At 45.4% G+C, this 22,065-nt stretch carries 20 protein-coding genes; 17 read left to right on the top strand and 3 right to left on the bottom strand.

From position 1 onward, the window contains the following. Positions 1-331 precede the first annotated feature (331 nt). The 10 genes from FEF09_RS23935 (at position 332) to FEF09_RS23970 (ending at position 6,484) form a co-directional block, all read left to right on the top strand. Positions 332-607, top strand: a complete 276-nt coding sequence (locus FEF09_RS23935) for a hypothetical protein (protein WP_146307442.1) — start codon at positions 332-334, stop codon at positions 605-607. A gap of 85 nt (positions 608-692) precedes the next feature. Then, positions 693-845, top strand: a complete 153-nt coding sequence (locus tag FEF09_RS30920) for a hypothetical protein (protein WP_186774493.1) — start codon at positions 693-695, stop codon at positions 843-845. Positions 846-1,365: 520 nt separating this feature from the next. After that, positions 1,366-1,536, top strand: coding sequence for a hypothetical protein (locus FEF09_RS30925; RefSeq protein ID WP_186774494.1), 171 nt, complete (start codon positions 1,366-1,368; stop codon positions 1,534-1,536). Positions 1,537-2,021: 485 nt separating this feature from the next. Next, a complete protein-coding gene (locus tag FEF09_RS23940) occupies positions 2,022-2,225 on the top strand; it encodes a hypothetical protein (protein ID WP_146307443.1) in 204 nt (67 codons plus the stop codon). A 1-nt stretch (position 2,226) separates the two neighbouring features. After that, complete coding sequence (locus FEF09_RS23945; protein ID WP_146307444.1) at positions 2,227-2,517, top strand: hypothetical protein; 291 nt, start codon at positions 2,227-2,229, stop codon at positions 2,515-2,517. Continuing rightward, the gene (locus FEF09_RS23950) at positions 2,514-2,744 is read left to right on the top strand and encodes a hypothetical protein (protein ID WP_146307445.1); all 231 of its coding nucleotides are present in this window, start codon (positions 2,514-2,516) and stop codon (positions 2,742-2,744) included. Before FEF09_RS23945 ends, FEF09_RS23950 begins: the two co-directional genes overlap by 4 nt. A 193-nt stretch (positions 2,745-2,937) precedes the next feature. Then, positions 2,938-3,258, top strand: coding sequence for a hypothetical protein (locus FEF09_RS23955; protein WP_146307446.1), 321 nt, complete (start codon positions 2,938-2,940; stop codon positions 3,256-3,258). A gap of 110 nt (positions 3,259-3,368) precedes the next feature. Further along, a complete protein-coding gene (locus FEF09_RS23960; protein ID WP_146307447.1) occupies positions 3,369-3,686 on the top strand; it encodes a hypothetical protein in 318 nt (105 codons plus the stop codon). 72 nt (positions 3,687-3,758) lie between these two features. Continuing rightward, positions 3,759-6,152, top strand: coding sequence for a deaminase domain-containing protein (locus FEF09_RS23965; protein WP_146307448.1), 2,394 nt, complete (start codon positions 3,759-3,761; stop codon positions 6,150-6,152). Continuing rightward, the gene (locus FEF09_RS23970; RefSeq protein WP_146307449.1) at positions 6,152-6,484 is read left to right on the top strand and encodes an SMI1/KNR4 family protein; all 333 of its coding nucleotides are present in this window, start codon (positions 6,152-6,154) and stop codon (positions 6,482-6,484) included. The genes FEF09_RS23965 and FEF09_RS23970 overlap by 1 nt, the downstream gene beginning before the upstream one ends. A 245-nt stretch (positions 6,485-6,729) precedes the next feature. Here the strand turns inward: FEF09_RS23970 and FEF09_RS23975 are convergent, their stop codons facing one another. Continuing rightward, positions 6,730-7,476, bottom strand: a complete 747-nt coding sequence (locus FEF09_RS23975) for a hypothetical protein (RefSeq protein WP_146307450.1) — start codon at positions 7,474-7,476, stop codon at positions 6,730-6,732. 175 nt (positions 7,477-7,651) lie between these two features. Beyond that, positions 7,652-8,209: a peptide-methionine (S)-S-oxide reductase MsrA gene (gene msrA / locus FEF09_RS23980; RefSeq protein ID WP_186774497.1), complete on the bottom strand. Its 558-nt coding sequence runs from the start codon at positions 8,207-8,209 to the stop codon at positions 7,652-7,654. A 297-nt stretch (positions 8,210-8,506) separates the two neighbouring features. Here msrA and FEF09_RS23985 point away from each other — a divergent pair, with 297 nt between their 5' ends. The 7 genes from FEF09_RS23985 to FEF09_RS24015 all read left to right on the top strand — a co-directional run bounded on the left by FEF09_RS23985 (position 8,507) and on the right by FEF09_RS24015 (position 20,747). After that, on the top strand, positions 8,507-10,624 hold the full coding sequence (locus FEF09_RS23985; RefSeq protein ID WP_146307452.1) for an endonuclease MutS2: 2,118 nt from the start codon (positions 8,507-8,509) through the stop codon (positions 10,622-10,624). A gap of 543 nt (positions 10,625-11,167) precedes the next feature. Further along, positions 11,168-11,608, top strand: a complete 441-nt coding sequence (locus tag FEF09_RS23990) for a MarR family winged helix-turn-helix transcriptional regulator (protein ID WP_146307453.1) — start codon at positions 11,168-11,170, stop codon at positions 11,606-11,608. Between the two features lie 282 nt (positions 11,609-11,890). After that, a complete protein-coding gene (locus FEF09_RS23995; RefSeq protein WP_012790437.1) occupies positions 11,891-12,772 on the top strand; it encodes a helix-turn-helix domain-containing protein in 882 nt (293 codons plus the stop codon). A 334-nt stretch (positions 12,773-13,106) separates the two neighbouring features. After that, positions 13,107-14,291, top strand: a complete 1,185-nt coding sequence (locus tag FEF09_RS24000) for an efflux RND transporter periplasmic adaptor subunit (protein WP_146307454.1) — start codon at positions 13,107-13,109, stop codon at positions 14,289-14,291. A gap of 103 nt (positions 14,292-14,394) precedes the next feature. Then, entirely contained in the window at positions 14,395-17,565 is a 3,171-nt protein-coding gene (locus FEF09_RS24005) for an efflux RND transporter permease subunit (RefSeq protein ID WP_146307455.1), read from the top strand. A 34-nt stretch (positions 17,566-17,599) separates the two neighbouring features. Beyond that, a complete protein-coding gene (locus FEF09_RS24010) occupies positions 17,600-19,024 on the top strand; it encodes an efflux transporter outer membrane subunit (protein ID WP_146307456.1) in 1,425 nt (474 codons plus the stop codon). Positions 19,025-19,760: 736 nt separating this feature from the next. Next, positions 19,761-20,747, top strand: a complete 987-nt coding sequence (locus FEF09_RS24015) for an alpha/beta hydrolase (protein WP_146307457.1) — start codon at positions 19,761-19,763, stop codon at positions 20,745-20,747. A 220-nt stretch (positions 20,748-20,967) separates the two neighbouring features. Here FEF09_RS24015 and FEF09_RS24020 read toward each other — a convergent pair whose 3' ends face one another. Further along, entirely contained in the window at positions 20,968-21,855 is an 888-nt protein-coding gene (locus FEF09_RS24020) for an AraC family transcriptional regulator (protein WP_146307458.1), read from the bottom strand. Positions 21,856-22,065 lie beyond the last annotated feature (210 nt).

Consider the following 22,065-nt stretch of genomic DNA (forward strand, 5'->3'; position numbering starts at 1 on the left):
GGCGCTACTGCCAATCAGCGTGGTTACAATGAACTGACCAGCACCCTTAACTATACCTATTCGTTTTGATAACATATCCTGCATTGAAAATGCCTCGTATATTCCGATATCTGTTTGGCCTGCTGATACTACTCACGGGCTTCTATCATGCTGACGCCCAGCAATCCTGTCACGGCAAGTACGCAGATCGTACCGCCCTATAGCGTTTATCTGCCGGATTACGCAGTACCCGGTAGTGATAAACTACGTGTGTACTGTTACAGAATGACCTGACAGTCCCACAGTTACGATATCAGACTACAGTAACTGTAGAGCAGATGGTACCGTGATCATGCGGTCATCTCCGAATTTTATTCCCAGACCTCTGACCTTAAGTCCGGGCATTCCTACTATTATCGGCGGTATTGATCTGGCGGATTATCTGAATCCGGGGAATCTCCAATATAGCGGTGGCTTCAGCCGTGAAGTATATGAGAAGACGCGCTCCCTGCCGGAAGGGGCTTACCGCATATCATTTACGGCGTATGATTATCGTCGTCCGCAGGTACAGGTGAGTAACACCGCGCTAATGTATTCTTCTTCCGGAAGAATGATCCACCTTTACTGAACCTGCCTATCTGTAACAGCCGGGTGGAAAAGCTGGATCCGCAGTTCCTGACATTCAACTGGAGCACCCGTAATTCACCCGCCCTTTGCCCGGCAGTGGTACAGAATACGTCTTCTCCCTGTATGAAGTAAGACCGGCGGGCAGTAATCCGGACTATATCGTCAGAAGCGCGAAGCCTATCTATACACTGGTGACCGAGATGAATACCATTGTATATGGTCCGGAGAACCGCAGCTGAGAGATAGTATGCAGTATGTCTGGACAGTGCAGGCACGGGACAAGAGCGGCAGGGATATGTTCAGCAATAACGGACTGAGTCTGAGTTGTACGTTCAATTATCTGGGAAATAATCCTTTCACACAAAGAAATATACCAAACCTGTATTGGTGGGCGTAGTACGGACAACGCAGCGTACGTTTCAGCTGGCCGCTGGCAGACGCAACATATCAGGTAGAGGCCTCTCGTTTGCAATACCGGGCTGCTAAAACAGGAAGTACAGAATTTGACTGGCAGACACAGGAATCAGCGGGAGACACCGCATTCACTGCAAATGGCTTAGAGCCCGGACGTGCTTATGAAGGCAGGTTACAATGGAAAATAGAAGGTTATCTACGGGCCTCTGAGCAATGTTGTGACCCTGAAGACAGACTCTGCCAAAACCTTCGTTTGTGGAGATCCTGCGTTGCTGACAGCGCCTGCTAATAAGAACCACTCGCAAGCGCACATGTAGGAAGTATTTTCGTGTAGGCAATTATGACGTGATCCTGACCGAAGTGAGTGGTAGTGCCGGAAGTTCACCGGTAAAGGCCGTGTTTATCACACTGGGCTTTGGGATCGGTCTGCAGATGGAGTTTAAGAACGTTACCGTCAATACAGACATGGTGGTGACAGCAGGAGAGATGCATGCAGTGACGCGAAGGCATCGATAAATTCATTCAGGATAAAGTAGATGAACAACGCGGAGGTAATGATGGTAGGGTACGTGAAACAGGTGATTTACCGGATATCACCACAAAACTGAAGATCTTCTCTCCGCAGTATCAAAGTAGATATCAATGCAGGTACAATTACTCTGAAAGATAGTGAGACGGGTAAAGAGGAAGTCATTATTATAAGACAAGGGTAAGACCCTGCCCTTAGTGCTGGAAGATGCAGATGGGAACCTGTATAATATCGATAAAGGTGGGAAGGTGACTTCCGCCGGTAACGCGATAGTTCACTGACGAAAGAAGTACTGGCCTCGCTGAAACACTCAACCTCAGTAAAGGTACGTCCTGTTCACAGCTGCTGATGGCAATGCTTATGCGTTTGATGAATGGAAAGAAACTTATAAAGACAGCCCGTACCCGACAATAAATATGAATCGCTCGCAGATGGTAAATACCGCGTAAGCGCCAAAAGCCATTTACCGGGTGTGCAGGAAGAAGTGATAGCTGTACTGAAAGGTGCAGGCCCTGACATCACTACGTCTAAATTGAAATTTGTTACTGGTAAGGGAATTGTGCTGGAGTCAAAAGACCTCGGCAATGGCAGATATACCGTGAAGGTAACAGGTGTCCCGGCGGCGATGCACAGGAAGTATATGCGGCTTATCCGGATGGAAAAGGTGGCTATATAACATGGGTAAACTGCTGATCGCAAGTTATCAGCCATTACAGAAGACCGTAGTGTTGGTGCCGGTGGGTGCTGCGAATCTGAATAAAGAAGTCCTGCTGGATAGCCTGCAACGCATCTATGGAAAACTGGGTATTAACTACTCCGTTGAAGTGGATGAGTCTTTCAGAAATAACAGGGAATGGGACAGCAATCATGATAATATATTACAGGACAAGGGTAGTGCATTCCTGAGTAACAACTTTACGGGTGAAGAGAAAGCCCTGAAGAAACTATACGGAAGAAGACAAAATTGAGAGATGATGCGGTGTATCTGTTTGTAGTGGATGAAGTGGCATTGTCCGATGGTGACCTGCTGGGTAAAATGCCGCGTAATAGTCAGTTTGGTTTCATCTTCACAAAGGATGCCACACGTGAGGCGGTCGTGCGTACGGTTTTACATGAGATCGGACACGGCGACTATACGCTGGAACATACTTTCAGTGAAGGTGTCGGACTGGAAAACGCACGACAGATAATCTGATGGATTATACTGGTGGATACAGACTGCTGAAATTCAGTGGGATATCCTGCATGATCCGGGAAGTGTCTGGGGCATATTTGAAGATGATGCAGACAGTGAGAATTTCTTTGGTGTAAACATCAGCAAGATCTCCTAAATCAGGATAAGAAGAAGTCTCCTTCCTGACACCTTCGGCAACCGTATTGGTATTGCCATGGGAAAAGCTGGCGAGGTTGAGTTCCAGTATGGCGCCGTATACAAATCATCCGGAACTGATCAGCTGACTTTTGGCCCGGATCTTACAGTGGGTGCACTGAGAAGTTTTGAATTAAAAGATACCGGCACGGCGGTACAGCGCTATCTGTACTATGATAATACCGGCACCTACAGAACGACAAACTGGTATTGCGTTCCAACAGGAGGCCGCCGAAGGTATGATAGACGGGTTATCTATCCGCTGCAGTGTGATGGTAAGGTGAGAATGTATAAGTTCACACGCAGGGTATTCCGCTCTATAAAGAAGGAGATCCGATAAGAAAGTTTGCGGACTTTGCAGAAACGTTAGACCATTCGCTGTCAACACGATCATGAACGATCCGATGTCGTTATTGCTTTAAGTCAGGAGCTGCCGGCGGTAAACGACAGATGTCCATATTGTATTGCTACTACCACGGTGAGTATGATGAAAGACCATTGTGGAGGTGCAGAATATCTCTGGCTGGACAAGATCGCACAGAGCGACAGGTATATCCGGAATATTTCGTCAGGTTCACACAGCCGGAAGTAGTGATCGATGAGAGTCGGACCGCAGAACCAGTAAAAGAGAAAGGCAACTGGGAAATACCGGTCAGTTTTACAATGGAGGCATCAGCCACCCGTATCGGATATCCTATCTATGAGGATGCAGAAAATATCCATGGGGTAAATTATTGGCAGATATGCAGATATAAAGGCAGCCTATAAAAGTGACAGGGTCAGATTCTATAAGAAGTTCTACACCGAGTTGCTGATTTTATCAGTAAGACAGCAGTGGTAGTGGATAACAAGTTCTGGGACACACTCACAAAGAAGGCATCTCCATATGTTGTATTTGATCAGGTGAAAAATGATCCTGCTTTACATCTGCAGACGATAGCAGTTGATAAAAGGGCTATCGGTCTGGAAATTCTTACAGAGTCTTTCAATGCGGGTGTCGTTGTTGTGCCGCATGATAATGAGTTATACCTGAAGTTGTTAACCAGCTTTAAAGGTGCTGCCGATCAGACGGCTCTGCTGGAATATATAGAAGAGAATATGAAGTTCGGCGGTGTCTATGCGCCGTTCAACAGATTCCTGAAGCCGAGGAAGATGCAGGTTGCGACGATGATGGCATACAGCAATATGATTACTGCTTCAGGGCATTGTAATTATCTTGTTGAAGAGAAGGCCGAACAGATGGCGCATAAGAAGGTCATTGCTAAGCTTGAAGGAAATATGCTGCAGTTTGATAATGCAGGCATCGATTTCCCGAAAGATGGTAATACCATGTACATTGATGACATCCCATACCAATATAATGATATTGTAGCGGTAGAAGTGGCAGGTAGCTTCACCATCACTATCGATGGAAAACCCAAAACATTCCCGCAAGGTACCATTCTGAATATTCCTGCTTTACAACTGGGGATGATGTCGGAGATCAACACAGCAGATGTGGCACAAAATACCATGTGGCTGGCTGTTGATATCGGAACAATGGCGATCGGTATCGGAGAAGCAAAGGTCCTCTTCAGCGCCGGTAACTATGTCAGAAAGACCATTGTAGCAATGGACATCATTGGTTCTTCGGTAGGTATGGGCTTACAGCTGCTGGATGCGGATGCGATATCTCCGGAACTCAGAACCTCCCTGCAGATCGCCTGCTTCATTACATCTGTGCCGAACATGGCATTGGCTATACCGAAGATAGATAATGTAGTAAAGGATCTTGATGTTGTTATTAATACCAAATATGGCAAGAGTGGTCTGACGGCAAAAGAAGCGAAGGAGCTGGAAACCTTACGGGCAGTGAGGGAAAAATTGCATAGCAGTGCGAATCTGTCAGATCTGGCGGAAGATGGTGCAGAAATCACGAATCGTGCGGTGACGATCTCTGGTAATGACAATGTGAAAAATGTGACGGAATGGTTGAAGAAAGCGGAGGGATCAGATAATAACCTGTATCTGGTAGTACATGCTACAGAGAATGGAGAGGCTTTCAGTGTAATACATAAAGGTGAGGAGATCGTCATGAGCCATCGCTCACTGGCAAACTGGATCCGCGCAAATGAGAAAAACTTCCCGGCCGACAAACAACTGGTATTGCTTTCCTGTACCAATATAGAAACGGCACAAAACCTGAGCAGGAAACTGAAACGTTCAGTGGTAGCCAATGATGGTCCGGTGAGGGTATATTCAAATGGTGTGATCGATGCTGATAATGGGTTTAGATATATAGATGAAGCAGGGAATATTGACAATACAGGCGCTATTGCGGTAGGCAGACAGGGGCCGGTATTATCTGAAAAAGAGATGGTTCAGTTAGGCGCAAAATCATCAAAAGCTCTGACGGCCGCCGAACTTGTCATAGAATTTGAGCGCAGGTTTAAGATCGGTAACGAACTGGCATTGAAGCTGTCTAAGAATGCAGATTTTGTAAAAGCATATGAGGCAGATGCAAGGATTTTCGAAGTGATAGAGAAGTGGCTTCCTGATCTGGAGGTGACTGTAAAAGACAGGAAGTTTGAAACATATCGGGAAGCATTATTATCGGCATGTGCAGATGATCCAAAATTATTCACGAAAATGAATACCTCGATCAATGAAGCAATTGACATAATAGCCAATGCTGAAAATGTTACTGCCTTTGAGCGATTCAGTGACGCACGTAAAGTGATGACGGAATATATGGCAGACGCTGCGGGCTTGAATAAAGACTTTTTCGCTAATGGGGTATTAAACTCTGCGGTATTCAGATATGCACCACTGGATGGAAACGGATGGGGCAAAATTGATAAGGCCAGAAGAGACTTCAACATTCCTGACAATAAAAATGTGCTGGTGGTGCGTCGTGAGATGGAAAATGGGGAGAATTTCGATGAGGTCGCACATAGCGGCTTCCTGGGTGAAGGGAAAGGAGGCCAAAGCGCTGCAGGCACTATTGAAAAGGTGAGTACAGGAAATTTCGGCCAGTTTAAGGTAGGCATCCATCGTCTGCAGGATTCTGAGTCAAAATACTTCGAGTATCTTTTACAAATGATAAAAGATGACAAATTGAAAGCAACAGAAATTAAACAATTAATTTTGTACACAGAACGACCGGTGTGTCCTTCCTGTTTGAATATTATTAATCAATTCCAGAAGGATCATAAGGTCAAAATTATTGTTTACGAAGGAAAATATCGTAGGTAATGAGTCATCCTACATTTTTGTATCTGGATTTTTTACAGGAATATGCAAAGGATCGTGATTATGACGATTATGCCTGTACAGATGAAGAGGTAAATGAACTCGAACGTTTGCTGAATGTAAAATTTCCGCTGGCGTATCGGGAGCTCTGTAAGTTGTTTGGTAAGTACAGGGCATTCAATATAGTTGATAGTAGCTTTGAATATCCGGCATATCAGGAAATGAGAGCAGCGGCAATAAAAATGGCGCTTGCTGATGGGGAGATTACGATTGATGAAAATATCTTTGTTTTTAGTTGTGATCTTGAAGCCCCTCTATATCTTATTTTCCATTAAACGAGGGAGACGACCCGCCTGTATATGAATATGTAGAAGGACTGGAAGATGTGGGCTATAAGGTAGCAGATCATTTTTCAGCATACATGAAAATGTTACCCTGGTATAGGGGATATCTGCTGTCGAAAGAGGCAAAAACAAAATAGAACGCCTGCAGCTGGAGTGGCAAGGCATTTTATTAAAATTAAATCGCCTGATCTGATTACAGATCAGGCGATTTAATTTTATCGGACTAAAAAATAGTTTTAATCCGCAAATATCAGGATCATCTTAATAATAAAAATGATAAACGCGATCACTCCCCAGATCACACTCGCACCGCTGCTATTTTCTTCTCTCGCACTCTCCACTGCTGCCGCTTTCTGTGCTGCATTTTCCATCTGCTGATACAGTTGTTCCGCATCATAAGTCGTCTGTGCATCTGCTTTCAGCTGACGTACATCTGTAATGATATTGCGGGCGCTGTTGAAATCTTTGGTCATCAGTGAACGTACCAGTTTAACGATTTCGTTACCGTAGGCTGTTCTGAATGCCTGAAAATCAACCGGCAGATAGTTCAGAATACAAATGGTCATCACACCAGTCTGTTCAGACAGTTCGATCATATCCACCTGATATCCTAACTGGATATTATTGCAGAGCGATATTAACCGGGCTTTTTTGTCTTCCAGCAATTTGAAGATCTTATCGAACGCCATCTTTTTGTGTGTGTCATCCAGCAGTAGTGGATTGGCGGCGATATCGCTGATCAGGTTTGTGTCTTTCAGATCAAAACACCTGAATATAGCCTTCACATAGATGTCTTCGAAATAAGGAGAAATAAAAGCCAGAAAGGCGGGATCCTTGTAGAGTTCTTCTTTGGCAAACTTCGCATTCTTGCGCAGGGTGCCGGTTTCAAGAAAATAACTCAGCGCAGGGTCGTTGCTGATAAAGGAGCGGAAAGCTTTCTCCTGTTCGGAGATAGTCGCGCCCGGGGATAGTGCGTATTTCATGGGTTTAGGTATATATAGAGCTTAACAGTTGCTGTTGTGATATGGCCGGGATATTGTCCGGAGTGCAATATACGCCGATATTTAAATATGTAAAAATATGTAATGTCTGGTGTGTAACGTAAAACGCGAATGGGGTATACCCATTCGCGTTATCAAGAAGTTGTATAACAATAAGTTAGTTTGACTTTAATTTATCTTTAAATACTTTTTTGAATTTAGCCAGTTTGGGTTGGATCACAAAATGGCAATATGGCTGCGAACCATTTTCGTTATAATAGTTCTGGTGATAGTCTTCCGCTTTATAAAAATCCGTCATAGGGGCTATTTCGGTGACCACCGGTTTGTCATATGCCCCGGATGCATCCAGTTTTTGTTTATACAATCCGGCCAGTTTGTGCTGATCCTCATTATGATAGAAGATAACCGAGCGGTATTGGGTACCGACATCATTCCCCTGCCGGTTTAGCTGGGTCGGGTCATGGCTTTGCCAGAAAGCCTGTAAAAGCTCGTCATAAGAGATTTTAGCCGGATCGTAGGTCACCTGTATCACTTCCGCATGGCCGGTAGTCCCGCTGGAAACGTCTTCATAACTGGGATTGGCTATGGTGCCGCCTGCGTAACCGGATTCCACACTGATCACGCCATCCAGATACTGAAACTGTGCTTCTGTACACCAGAAACATCCGCCACCAAAGGTGGCTTTCTCTGTTTTTATGTTATTACTGACTTCCATATCGTCTGGTACTTTATCCTTTGATTTTTCTCCTTGTCCGCAGGCACAAATAGTAAGTGCCAGTAAACAGCTTAATATTGAGTATCTTCGCATGATTTTTAATGTTGAAAGTGGCATATTGCGATCAGGGCTCAGATACCCGGAGCGAGTTAAATTACGACAAGATTAACGGAATAGATCAGCAAGTTAAGTAACTTTAACATTCCTTTTGCCGGCCCGTAAAAGGTTCGGAACGGCATCAGCCAATTTTAACCGTCTGTAAACAAAGGGTTTACAGGCTTTGTATGGATAAGTAAGATGAAATATTTTCCCGATTCAGCACTGGTACAGCTGGAATTTGACAAGGTACAGGCTTTGTTAAAAGAGCATTGTAAAACGGAGCTGGGCAAACAAATGGCAGATGATCTGCGTTTGCATACCCACATTGATTATGTAAAAACGGCCCTGCAACAGGCCCATGAATACAAGCAGCTGACTTTGCTGCAGGAACACTTTCCCAACGACTACGTACTGAACCTGAAAAATGAACTGCGTTTGCTGAGCATCCAGGGTGCTGTACTGAGCGAAGAACAGATTATGCAGCTGCGTAAGCTGGCGGAAAGTATGCACAGCATTGTACGCTTCTTTGATCACGACAGGCGTGTCACTTATGCAGGACTGTTCAGCGTGATTACTCATACCCACTATGAGAAGAAAATCACAGCCCTCATCGATGAAGTACTCGATGAGCATGGAGAAGTACGCGATAACGCCACCCCTGAACTGGCGAAGATCCGTATGAACCTGTTCCGTAAAAGGAACGAATTACGCCGCGCATTTGAGCGCTGTCTCAGTAAACTCAGCAAACTGGGCTACCTCGCCGATACGGAAGAAGCCTTCCTGAACGGCAGAAGGGTATTGGCGATCTATGCTGAAAACAAACGTATGGTGAAAGGGATCCTCCACGGAGAATCTGACACCCGTCGTACCGCTTTCGTAGAACCGGAAGAAACGATAGAACTGAACAATGACGTAATGTCCCTTGAAAGGGAAGAGAGCAAGGAAGTGTATAAAATACTGCGTACACTGACTCACCAGCTCAGTCAGCACAGTCATCTGCTCAATAATTATCACGAGATACTGGGACTATACGACTTTATCAGGGCAAAAGCCAGACTGGCGCTGGACATGGATGGTAACTATCCCATGCTGACGCCACATGCCGAGGCGCATCTCGTAGATGCACACCACCCTCTGCTGCTCCTGTATAACCGCCGTAACAAGAAACCCACCATTCCGGTGAACCTGACCCTGAACAAGGATAATCACATCCTCGTGATCAGTGGTCCGAATGCCGGTGGTAAAACCGTTACCATGAAAACGGTCGGCCTGATCCAGCTGATGCTGCAGGCGGGCCTGCTGGTGCCTGTACACCCCAGCTCACAACTCGGTATTTTCCGCCAGCTCATGATTCACATCGGTGATACCCAGTCTCTGGAATTTGAATTGAGTACTTACAGTTCTCACCTGAAGAACATGAAGTATTTCATGGAGAACGCCAACGGCAAGACCATGTTCTTCATCGACGAATTAGGTAGTGGTTCTGACCCGAATCTCGGGGGCGCCTTTGCCGAGGTGATCATGGAGGAACTGGCCAAGAAACACGCTTTTGGTATCGTTACCACCCACTACCTCAATCTGAAGGTAATGGCCAATAAGGTACGTGGTATCATCAACGGTGCGATGGGCTTTGACGAGGAAAACCTGTCACCTATGTACAAACTGATCGTAGGTAAACCGGGTAGCTCCTATACATTCTCCATCGCGCAGCGTATCGGTCTGCAACCTGCCCTCATCGCCCGCGCCAAAAACCTTGTGGACGAAGGACACTTCCAGTTAGATAAACTGCTTAACAAAGCAGAGCAGGACCTGCAGAAGGTAGAAGCCAAAGAGAAAGAACTGCAGAAACTCCTGAAGGAAAATGAAAAGCTGAAACGTGAATACGAAATCCTGTCTGATAAGGAAAGGAAAACCCAGCAGTTCACCACCCTCAAGCTGCAGAACCAGATCAAGGAAGAAGAACTCCAATACCTCAAGGATATGGAGCGCAAGTTGAAACAGATCGTTTTTGAGTGGAAACGCACAGATGACAAACAGAAAGTCATGAAACAGGCAGAAGCCCTGTTGTTCCACAAACGTCAGAAACAGATCAACGAACGCTTCGAAAAGAAGATTCAGGATAAATTCCAGGAGGTAGTAGGAGCCGACCTGAAACTGGGCGATCAGGTAAAGATCAAAAGCAATGGTCAGGTAGGAAAGCTGATGGAGGTACGCGATAAACGCGGTATCGTAAAACTCGGCAATATTCCGATGAACGTGGCGATGTCTGATCTCGTACTGGTGAAAGAACGGCCGAAAGAAGAAACGGCTAAGTAATGTTGAATGAAGAACTAAGCATTTAATACATATTATGATAGGAGGGCGCTTCATTTTGAGGCGCCCTTTTTCTTTGCACCCTGCCCTTGACACAACATAGCTGTTCCATAGATGCCTCGGGTATACGCCCGGTATAGTTCGGGTGTGAGCCGTTTTTTGCTCTGATAAGGGGCATTCAGGACAAACCATTATTTCCTTTACCTGATTTCGCTTCGATATGCTCTATAAATCAATTTGTTACCGTAGATATCCCGTAGATAAGCCGTATATAATCCGTACCTATAAGAATAGCTTATATACGGCTTATCTACGGAGTATCTACGGCTTATCTATGAATTATCTCAAATATTGAATGCCGACCCGGTCGAAAAACGCTAGGGTTGGGGTAGCCCCTTTAATCCCCTTAAGCCGGAACCCGTAAATGCCGGTTGATATGTTATGAAAATTAATAATCTATAGTTTTTTACCCATGTCTCTGCTTTTAATTCCTGATGCTTTCAATATTTACTTAGCCGGCTAATTAATTTGTATTATCTTCGTGCTATGAACAGACCGATGATGTGTAGTACCATCAGTCACCTGCTCACGCAGATCTGCAAGGTACACAGGAATAAAGGCAACCAGATGCTGGCTGCCCACCAGCTCCATGCCGGTCAGGAGCATTTTCTGGCGCAACTGCTGTGTGGAGGACCTATGACGATGAACGAGCTCACGGAAAATCTGGAAGTAACACCCGCAACAGTGACAAGAACAGCCGAACGACTGGAGAAAAACGGGTTTCTCACAAAAGAAAAATGTAATAATGATCAGCGGGTTGTGAGAGTCAGCCTGACCGATAAAGGCAAAGAAGCAGCCACCGATATAATAGATACTACTTGGAATAAGCTGGAGCAACAGATGGTAAAAAATATGAGCACAGAAGAAAAGATATTGCTCAGACGACTGTTAATGCAGGTATTGGAAAACATCGAAGAGGAAGAATAAGGGCATTTTTCCTTTTTTTTTAAATTATTTATTTAGCCGGCTAATTAAATGCAGGATTGAGAAGTAGCGCAAACCGTATGGAACTAAATTATCGAGATATAAATTAATATCAGAAGAATAACTATGATTTGTGGGTGGAATGTATACTTTTGTACCACCATAACGAACACCATACGTTAATACTACTTGTTACCACCTGCTTCTGTCCGGATCCAATAATGAGATCTGCCTGATCCCCTTATTTACTGTAGTGTGCATTACTAATACCAAACGTCAAGTATTATGAGGAATAATGTATTGATACCCGTTTACGACTATGCCGACGTCAACAGGCCTGGTAATCCTGTGAGAGGATTTCATATCGACCGTACAACTTATCTGGTACAACCTGAAGATGTGTCCGAACCGCACAGACGTTCCAATTATAGCCTCACGTTGTTATTATCCGGCGAAAGCATACAATATATAGACTTCGAAAAATATACCGTGAAAGCACCGGCACTGATCATGTTATCTCCTGATCAGATCTACCGGTACACCGGTGATAGCTTGTCTGAAATTGTAAATATTTCCTTTTCTCCGGAGTTTCTGCTGCCGGAAACATCTGCCAGCGGAATGGTCTGCTGGTCCTGTGTATTTGAAAAAGCAATTGTGCCATTGACTGACGGACAGCTCAAAGAGCTGCTGGGCTTCGCACGCCTGATGCTCAGAGAAACGGAAAACCCGCAGCCACTCAGCGACCTGATTATCCGTAGTCAGTTGAAATCACTGATGGCAGCTACTGCCAGACTACCGCAACTCGATATCGCATCTATACAGTCAGATACTTTACCTAACCGTATCGTCAGACAATTCAATGAACTGTCCGACATTCATTATAAAGATAAAACGCAGGTAGCCCACTACGCAGAACTGATGTTTGTAACACCGGGGCACCTGAACGATACGATTAAATCCGCATTGGGAAAGACCGCTAAACAAATTATAGACGAAAAACGTATTACTGAAGCGAAGCGGCTATTATATTGGGGTGAACATACAATTAAAGAGATCGCAGGACAACTGAACTTTGAAGATGACGGCTATTTCAATCGCTTCTTTAAGAAACATACAGGTGCAACACCTGCTTCTTTTCAACGTAGCATCCGTGAAAAGTACAATTAATACCGTAATTAGTTAAATGATTTTCTTTTTTATACGTCCTATTTTTGTAAATCGGATAGAATGGAAACTGTTTTAGCAATCGTCAACTAAAACCGAACGCTCATGAAGTACAATGATCTCACCTGTTAATTATCAGGAACCAAATTTCTCTATTAGCTATTATTAGTAAATCTACCTCGTAGTTCCAACACTACGCAACAACAACTATTTTCTTTCCATCAACAGGGAAGGGATATGGCAAGGTTTGCCCATAGCTCCACAATGTGTCTGAAATCGCCAATAAGGATTACAGCGTGACCGGCTATTGTCAATAATCAAGAAAACACAAAACCGTATGAACCACTTATTTCAACAAGTTTACAAACAAAAGCCTGTAGGCTTTCTCTATAGCCTGATACTGCTGGCAGTATTATCAGGTTGCGCTTCCTCTTCCGCTAATCCGGAAGGTGGCGCACCGCCTGTGACTGCTCTGCCTGTATTCAAGGCTGCCGCAGTTCCTGCTTCTACTCACCGTGAATATAATGCTGCACTGGAAGGTAAAGTGAATGTAGAAATCCGTGCACAGGTAGATGGTTATCTCGATAAGATCTTCGTAGATGAAGGTGCTTATGTGAAAGCCGGACAACCATTATTCCGCATCAACGATCGTCCTTATCAGGAACAATTGAGCAATGCATCCGCCAGTCTGCTGGCTGCACAGGCCAATGAAGAAAAAGCTTCACTGGAAGTATCCAGACTGACACCACTGGTAGATAATAATGTCGTATCAGACATTCAGCTGAAAACGGCCAAAGCCGCTTATCAGGCTGCCAAAGCAAATGTAGCACAGGCACAGGCCATGGTCAGCAATGCACGCATCAACGTAGGATTTACTTTGATCACAGCTCCTGTAAGTGGTTATATCGGACGTATTCCTTATAAGAATGGTAGTCTCGTAGGGCGTAGTGAAGCACTGCCACTCACCGTTCTCTCCGATGTAAATGAAGTATATGCTTACTTCTCCATGAGTGAAGTTGACTTCCTGCAATTCAAGGATAAATTCCCCGGCAATACCATCGCAGAAAAAGTAAAACAACTGCCTCCGGTTGAACTGGTATTACCTGATAATACGATCTATCCTGAAAAAGGCCGCATCGAAACAATGGAAGGACAGTTCGATAAAACAATGGGTGCCGTAAGCTTCCGTGCTGCGTTTCCTAATCCGAATGGCCTGCTGCGCTCCGGCAATACAGGTAAAGTAAAACTCTCCGAATCATTTGCCGCTGCACTGGTAGTACCTCAGGAAGCTACCTTCGAACTGCAGGATAAGATCTTCGTTTTTACTGTTGGCGACAGTAATAAAGTAGCCAGTAAACCCATCACCGTGTCCGGTAAAAATGGCGCCTACTATTTCGTAGCGAAGGGCGTTACAGCTGGTGAATCTGTTGTGTACACCGGATTGGACCGTCTGCGTGATGGAATGGTCATCCAGCCACAACCCATTTCAATGGATAGTCTGCTGAAAGCCAGACCACTCTGATTGACGACAGTATAGTAATGTACTCCCCGCTATCACGGTTTGCAAAGACCGCAGGGGAGCGTACACGCCGGACATCCTGACAAACAACTAACGCAAGCAAATTATGTTAAGAAAATTTATAGAAAGACCCGTACTGGCAACGGTGGTGTCCATTATCCTGGTACTGCTGGGATTATTGTCGCTCGCCACCCTGCCCGTTACGCAGTTCCCCGATATCGCTCCGCCCAGTGTGGCTGTAACAGCGTCTTATCCGGGTGCGAACGCGGAAGTGGTAGCCCGCTCAGTAGCGACGCCTATTGAGGAAGCGGTGAATGGTGTGGAAAACATGACCTACATGACTTCCACTTCCAACAACGACGGCTCCATGACGCTCACCGTATACTTCAAACTCGGTACTGATCCTGACCTTGCCGCCGTAAACGTACAGAACCGTGTTGCAAAAGCGACGAGTCTGTTGCCCGTAGAAGTAGTAAGCGCCGGTATCACCACGCAGAAACAACAGAACAGTATGATCATGGTGGTGAATCTCGTCAGCGAAATGGCGGAATATGATGAGAAGTTCCTGCAGAACTATGCAAAGATCAACATCATCCCTGAAATACAACGTGTGACCGGCGTAGGCCAGGCAATGGTATTCGGTGCGAAAGATTACTCTATGCGTATCTGGTTACGTCCTGATCGTCTGGCTGCCAATAACCTGTCCCCACAGGATGTATTGACCGCTATCCGCGAACAGAACCTCGAAGCAGCGCCGGGCCGTTTTGGCGAAAGCAGCAAGGAAGCATTCGAGTATGTGATCAAGTATAAAGGCAAACGTAATCAGAACGCACAGTATGAAGACATTGTACTGAAAGCAAACGCAGATGGTTCTCTGCTGCGCCTGAAAGACGTGGCACGCGTGGAATTTGGTTCCTTTACATATAGCAGTGACACACATGTAAACGGTAAATATGGTATCGGAATCGCGATCTATCAGACGGCAGGTTCCAATGCCAATGAAATACAGACACAGGTAAATGAGCTGATGAAAAAAGCAGCCGGCCTGTTCCCGAATGGGGTAGACTATTTTAATATCTACAGCACCAAGGAATATCTGGATGAATCGATCGATCAGGTAAAACATACACTGATAGAAGCCTTTATACTGGTGTTTATCGTCGTGTTCATCTTCCTGCAGGATTTCCGTTCTACACTCATTCCTGCTATCGCAGTACCTGTAGCGATCATTGGTACCTTCTTCTTTATGCAGCTGTTTGGTTTTACCATCAACCTGCTGACCTTATTCGCACTCGTACTCGCCATCGGTATCGTGGTGGATGATGCCATTGTGGTCGTCGAAGCCGTACACTCGAAGATGGAGACAATTAATATGTCGCCAAGGGTAGCCACGATCACCAGTATGCAGGAAATATCCGGTGCGATCATCTCCATCACCCTTGTAATGGCCGCGGTATTCATTCCGGTTGGTTTCATGCAGGGCCCTGCAGGTGTATTCTACCGGCAGTTCGCCTTTACACTGGCCATCGCAATCCTGATCTCAGCACTGAACGCTTTGACCCTCAGTCCGGCTTTATGTGCCCTGTTACTGAAGAATAATCATAGTGATCAGGCACATGGCGCTGCTTATACAAAAGGCTTTGGTAAACGCTTCTTTACGGCTTTCAACTCCGGTTTTGAAGCAGTGACCAATAAATATATCAGCAGCATCCGTTTCCTCGTAAGACGTAAATGGATCGCTTTAACAGCTCTGGCCATTGTCATCGGTGTCACCGTATGGCTGGTAAAAAGAACGCCGACCGGCTTTATTCCTACTGAGGATAATGGTTTCGTGGTATACTCTGTGACCATGCCACCGGGATCTTCGCTGCAACGTACACAGGAAGTAGTGAATAAGGTAGAGCAGGAAATGAAGGCGCTGGAATCAGTAAACAGCTATCTGAGTGTATCCGGCTTCAACATCCTGACCAACTCTAACAGTTCTGCCTATGCAGTAGGTTTCGTGAAATTGAAAAAACACGAAGACCGCGGAAAAATGAAAGACCTGAAAGATGTAATGGGTATGATGCAGGGCAAACTGGCCGGTATCAAAGAAGCCAGCATCTTTATGTTCAACATGCCGACCGTACCGGGTTTTAGTAACGTGGATGGTTTTGAAGTGATCCTGCAGGACCGTACCGGCGGACCACTCGATAAACTGGCTAATACGGCGTATGGTTTTATCGGTGAACTGATGAAACGTAAAGAGATCGCTTTCGCTTTTACCACTTTCAATGCCGGTAACCCGCAATACAATCTGGAGATTGATGAAACAAAAGCCAAACAGCTGGGTATATCTGTATCTGATATCCTGCAGACAATGCAGGTATATTATGGTAGCACCTTCGCATCTGACTTCAACCGTTTTGGTAAATACTATCGTGTAATTGTACAGGCAGAAGCACCTGCCCGTGCAGAAGCCGCTTCACTGAATGATATCTTTGTAAAGAACAGTACTGGTGAAATGGTACCGGTGAACGCAGTCGTTAAACTGGAAAGAGTATATGGTCCGGAAACAGTGACCCGTAATAACCTCTTCAATGCGGTAACGATTAACGGTCAGCCGAAACCCGGTTACAGCTCCGGCGACGCGATCAGGGCAGTGGAAGAAGTTGCACAGCAATATCTGCCAAGAGGGTATTCCTATGAGTGGGTGGGTATGACGAAAGAGGAGATCGCAGCAGGCGGACAGGCAGGTATTATCTTCCTGTTATGTCTCGTGTTTGTATACTTCCTGCTCGCAGCACAGTATGAAAGTTATATCCTGCCATTGTCGGTGATACTGTCTATTCCGCTGGGTATTTTCGGTGTATTCGTATTCATCAACCTGTTCGGTATTGATAACAATATATATGTGCAGGTAGGGCTGATCATGTTGATTGGGCTGTTGGCGAAGAATGCGATCCTGATCGTGGAATATGCAGTACAGCGACGCCGTAATGGTATGGGACTGCTCGCTGCTGCTCTGGAAGCTTCCCGTTTGCGTCTTCGTCCGATCCTGATGACATCCTTCGCCTTTGTGGCAGGTCTGACACCTCTGATGCGTGCGACAGGCTCTTCTGCATTAGGTAACCGTTCCATCAGTACCGGTGCTGCGGGTGGTATGCTGACCGGCGTGATACTGGGTATCTTCGCTATTCCTGTATTGTTTATCATTTTCCAGTATCTGCAGGAAAGGATCAGCGGTAAGCCATTCAAGACGACGCATACAGATGTAGCAAGCGATGCGACCGTATAAGCGCATCTAATATTAAAGTATAAAGAAAAAGAGGATGACACTAAAATATATTCGCCTTTCAATCGTCTCTACACTTATAGTTGCAGGATTGGCATCGTGTCGGGTAGGCCGCAATTACCAGCGGCCCACCCTCGCACTGCCGGCTCAATACAATGATACGGTGGCGACAGCTTCGGCTGACAGCAGCATTGCGACGTTGGAATGGAAACAGTTTTTTACAGATACGACTCTGCAGGGATTGATAGGAAGGGCGCTGAGCGGGAACTATGATTTGCAACTGGCAATTAAACGCATAGAAACGGCACAGGCATACTTAAAACAAGCGAAATTAGGTTGGCTGCCAACAGTGAATCTCCAGGCGGCAGCGTCTACTTCCATCCCTTCAAAGAATAGTTTGAATGGTACCAGTCTGAATACATTTCTGGGTACCGAGCATATTGAAGACTATAGTCTGAATGCCGGATTATCGTGGGAGATCGATGTATGGGGTAAGATCAAACGTCGCAAGGAAGCGGCACTGGCCAGCTACCTCGGCACGTTTGAAGGTATGCATGCGGTACAGACAGGACTGGTGGCAGATATCGCCAATAGTTATTACAACCTGCTAATGCTGGATGCACAACTGGAAATCGCAAAGAGTAATGTATCACTCAGCGATACGATTGTACAGATGATCCGTCTGCAGAAGACGGCTGGTGAAACAACCGAACTGGCTGTACAACAGGCAGTGGCGCAACGGCAGACAGCCGCCTTACTGATACCGCAGTTAGAACAGGCAAAAGTCATCGAACAGAATACCCTGCGTATACTGGCGGGAGAGCTGCCCGGTACTGTGGCGTACAATACGACACTGATCACTACTCCACTCCGCGAACTGATGCCCGCAGGCGTACCCGCAGCCCTGCTGAGTAACAGACCGGATGTAAAGGAACAGGAAATGGCATTGGTCGCTGCAAATGCAGAAGTGGGTGTCGCACAGGCAAGTATGTATCCTGCATTGAATATTACAGCCACTGGTGGCGTGAATGCCTTTAAAGCAAGCGACTGGTTTACACTGCCGGCTTCATTGTTTGGTATGGTGGCCGGAAGTCTGACACAGCCGGTATTTCAACGCGGACAGCTGAAAACAAATCTGGAAGTAGCAAAGATCCAGCGTGAGGAAGCGGTGATCCGATTCAGACAGATAGCGTTGAACGCAATAGGAGAGGTGTCTAATTCACTGGTAAGACTGGATAAACTGAAAGAGCAACAGGTAATTGCTTCTGATCAGGTAACTACTCTGGCATTGGCCACGTCACAGGCAAGAATGCTGTTCCGTAGTGGGATGGCTAATTACCTCGATGTGATCACCGCGCAAAGCAGGTCTTTACAGGCATCACTGACACAAGCTGATATTACCCGTCAGCAACTGAGTGCTTCTGTGGAGTTATACAGAAGTCTGGGTGGAGGTTGGAAATAGGGTCAAAAGATAAAACAGTTGTAATAGGTAGATAAATGTTTGTAACCCAATAGCGCCACAACTCTGTGGCGCTATTTATTTTTGTTGTCAACTATAAAAAAAAAGCTGTTTCTGAATAGAAACAGCCGTTTGGTAACCAATGCCAACTTGATAAAAATATCAGGTTTAATTTTCGCTGATGATCCGATATCTTATTGATAACAATACAAAGATGAAAAAAATGATCCTGTGTAGCAATGCAGGAATCAGGGTTTAATTTGTATTAATTATGGACGTTAGTACTCCTTACTGAATAGTCTTACATAGGTCGATTGCGCATGCTGCAGAATGCCCAGTGTGTGTAGAAATTTAACCGATACTTCATTGCCGGCATGCATGCTGACCTCAATACCTGCAAAAGACTGCGCATGCCCCCGCATTGACAAGATTCCTTATAAAAGTACTGGCAATGCCCTTCCTGCGATGCAGACGGCGTATATGCATGGACCCGCTATGGGGCAAGTGTCAGATTATAGCATGTATTGTATTTTTTATCGGCAAAGACGCAATGCATGAAGCAGTAAAAGTAAAGGATGAAGAATTTGGGTACAGTAGAGGTCTTCGCGGTAATGCTTAATACTATAAAAATGACAACACTTGCAGGTAATTGGCAATTGCTCTGGCACCATATTGGAAATAGCTTTGCAACTATTAGCCTCCGGCAATTGTTAATTCATCAACATAAACTTTAAACATAATGAGCACAGAGATCAGGTTACCACTGGATCCGGATGTAGATCCTGCAATTGATAGCAAAGTAAAGGCGTTCCTGCATGCTTTAAATACAAGCGGCGGTCAACCACTGGAAACATTATCACCTGTGGACGCACGCGCTGTGCTGACAGGTGCACAGGAATCCGTACAGGTGGATATTTCAGGTGTGGAGTTTTCTGAGAAGACCATCACATCTGAAGGCATTACTGTAAAACTGGACATCGTACGCCCCGCAGGTGTCAGCGGTAAACTCCCGGTGTTCATGTTCTTTCACGGTGGTGGCTGGGTACTGGGCGATTTCCCTACACATAAAAGATTGGTACGTGACCTCGTAGTGGCATCTGGTGCTGCTGCCGTGTTCCCAAACTATACGCCTGCACCGGAAGCAAAATTCCCTACACAGATCAATGAAGCTTATGCAGCTACCAAATGGGTGGCAGAGCATGGTGATGAGATCGGTGTGGATGGTAAAAATCTGGCGCTGGCGGGTAATAGTGTAGGTGGTAATATGACCGCTGTTGTGGCTATTCTGGCAAAAGAAAAACAAGGCCCTGCTATCAAAGGACAGGTAATGCTCTGGCCGGTAACAAATGCCGATTTCGAAACCGGTTCTTATAACCAGTTCGCAACAGGCCGCTTCCTGACAAAGGAGATGATGAAATGGTTCTTTGATAACTACTCCACATCCGGACAGCGTAGCGATATTCATATCTCTCCTTTACAGGCGACAACAGAACAACTGAAAGGACTGCCGCCCGCTTTGGTGATGGTAGCTGAGAATGATGTACTGCGTGATGAAGGAGAAGCGTATGCACGTAAACTCGATCAGGCAGGTGTACCGGTAGCGCTGGTACGTTATCAGGGAATGATCCATGACTGGGGATTGTTAAACCCGCTGGCGACCGTTCCGGGCACACGTTCTGCGATGGATCATGCAGGTGCGGAACTGAAGAAATATCTTCAGCAGTAAACAAACACTTTTATATAAAGCTCCTGACAGATCAGTAATGACCGGTCAGGAGCTTATCTTTTATATGCCTGTAAAAAGTTAACCCGGGTTACAATTGTTGCGCGTAGCCGTCTGTAGTTTTGTTGGCTACAGGACACAGTCCTTTTCTGTCCGGACCGGACGCAGTAAGTACAATATTGCTCAAAATTGCAGCATAAAAAACTGACACGAATGTCCGTCATCAGGCCGGAGTGATGACCAGACATTCTTTTCTGAAATCAGAGAAAGTAATGCCGGTAGCATTTTTGAAAAATTTGCTGAAGTGCGCAATGTCTGAAAAACCAAGATACCACGCCACTTCTTTCATACATTCATCAGAATAGGCTACTCTTCTCTTGGCTTCCAGTATGATACGCTGACGGATATGATAGCTGGCAGGATAAGCAGTGGTCTTTTTGATGATCTCATTGAGATAGTTCGGCGTTACCGCCAGCAGCTTTGCATAGTCAGCCACTTTCCGGTGTGTTTTGAAATTGACTTCCACCAGTGATTTAAACTTCTCCGTGAGCTCCAGATTACGCGTCTGAATAACGGTTGTCAATGGTCCCTGAAACTGACGGGTAACATAGATCAGGAAGATCTTCAGATAACGGCGCAGCATTTCGGTTCTGAAGAGATAAACATTATTACTTTCTTTCAACATCTTCTGCGCTACTTCCTGCATCTCTCTGGCAATGTCATTATTCACACGGATACCGGCAGAACGGGAGAACGCCTGAAAAAGTCCTGAATTATACATCAGGTCAAATTCCTGCTCACCCATGTGAAGGAATGCTTCTGTAAATGATAAGATAAATCCTTCGGTGCTCTCATCTTCTCTCAGCTGGTGTAGCTGTCCCGGTGTGATACAGAAGATACTGTTGCTTTCCAGATTGAAGATTTCCAGATCCAGTACAAGAGAACCGCTTCCTTTAGTGATCCAGATGATCTCAATATAATTCTGCTTATGCGGTGTACTATTATGTGCGATGATCTCTTCCCGCATACTTTTAAATGTGCGGATCTGGAATGGCAGATTGTCGTCTACGTCTTCGAGCTTTAATAAGGGGCAATATTCCGGATACTTCATAATGCAGTGGTTTTATGCCAGAATAGAGGCCAATTGTATGCCTGAGTTGCCGTTGGTTGATAATCAGCTGTTTGTATGTTTTGGTCGCGATATAAAAACACGATATTTCGTCATATCGCAGCCTTTCACGTGAATTCCTTTATTAGATTTCGTAAAAATCAATCAGGAATTGTCCGATTAAGCCCCTTGCACCATTAGTCAGATCCCATT

This window comes from Chitinophaga pinensis (genome assembly GCF_007896845.1).
Classification (GTDB): Bacteria; Bacteroidota; Bacteroidia; order Chitinophagales; family Chitinophagaceae; genus Chitinophaga; species Chitinophaga pinensis_C.

Coding starts and splice junctions, on each gene's coding strand:
- FEF09_RS23985 (WP_146307452.1), top strand. CDS start 8,507: ATGAAATATTTTCCCGATTCAGCACTGGTACAGCTGGAATTTGACAAG.
- FEF09_RS24010 (WP_146307456.1), top strand. CDS start 17,600: ATGACACTAAAATATATTCGCCTTTCAATCGTCTCTACACTTATAGTT.
- FEF09_RS23995 (WP_012790437.1), top strand. CDS start 11,891: ATGAGGAATAATGTATTGATACCCGTTTACGACTATGCCGACGTCAAC.
- FEF09_RS23975 (WP_146307450.1), bottom strand. CDS start 7,476: ATGAAATACGCACTATCCCCGGGCGCGACTATCTCCGAACAGGAGAAA.
- FEF09_RS24000 (WP_146307454.1), top strand. CDS start 13,107: ATGAACCACTTATTTCAACAAGTTTACAAACAAAAGCCTGTAGGCTTT.
- FEF09_RS23960 (WP_146307447.1), top strand. CDS start 3,369: ATGTCCATATTGTATTGCTACTACCACGGTGAGTATGATGAAAGACCA.
- FEF09_RS23970 (WP_146307449.1), top strand. CDS start 6,152: ATGAGTCATCCTACATTTTTGTATCTGGATTTTTTACAGGAATATGCA.
- msrA (WP_186774497.1), bottom strand. CDS start 8,209: ATGGAAGTCAGTAATAACATAAAAACAGAGAAAGCCACCTTTGGTGGC.
- FEF09_RS23945 (WP_146307444.1), top strand. CDS start 2,227: ATGGGTAAACTGCTGATCGCAAGTTATCAGCCATTACAGAAGACCGTA.
- FEF09_RS24020 (WP_146307458.1), bottom strand. CDS start 21,855: ATGAAGTATCCGGAATATTGCCCCTTATTAAAGCTCGAAGACGTAGAC.
- FEF09_RS24005 (WP_146307455.1), top strand. CDS start 14,395: ATGTTAAGAAAATTTATAGAAAGACCCGTACTGGCAACGGTGGTGTCC.
- FEF09_RS23955 (WP_146307446.1), top strand. CDS start 2,938: ATGGGAAAAGCTGGCGAGGTTGAGTTCCAGTATGGCGCCGTATACAAA.
- FEF09_RS23990 (WP_146307453.1), top strand. CDS start 11,168: ATGAACAGACCGATGATGTGTAGTACCATCAGTCACCTGCTCACGCAG.
- FEF09_RS24015 (WP_146307457.1), top strand. CDS start 19,761: ATGAGCACAGAGATCAGGTTACCACTGGATCCGGATGTAGATCCTGCA.
- FEF09_RS23935 (WP_146307442.1), top strand. CDS start 332: ATGCGGTCATCTCCGAATTTTATTCCCAGACCTCTGACCTTAAGTCCG.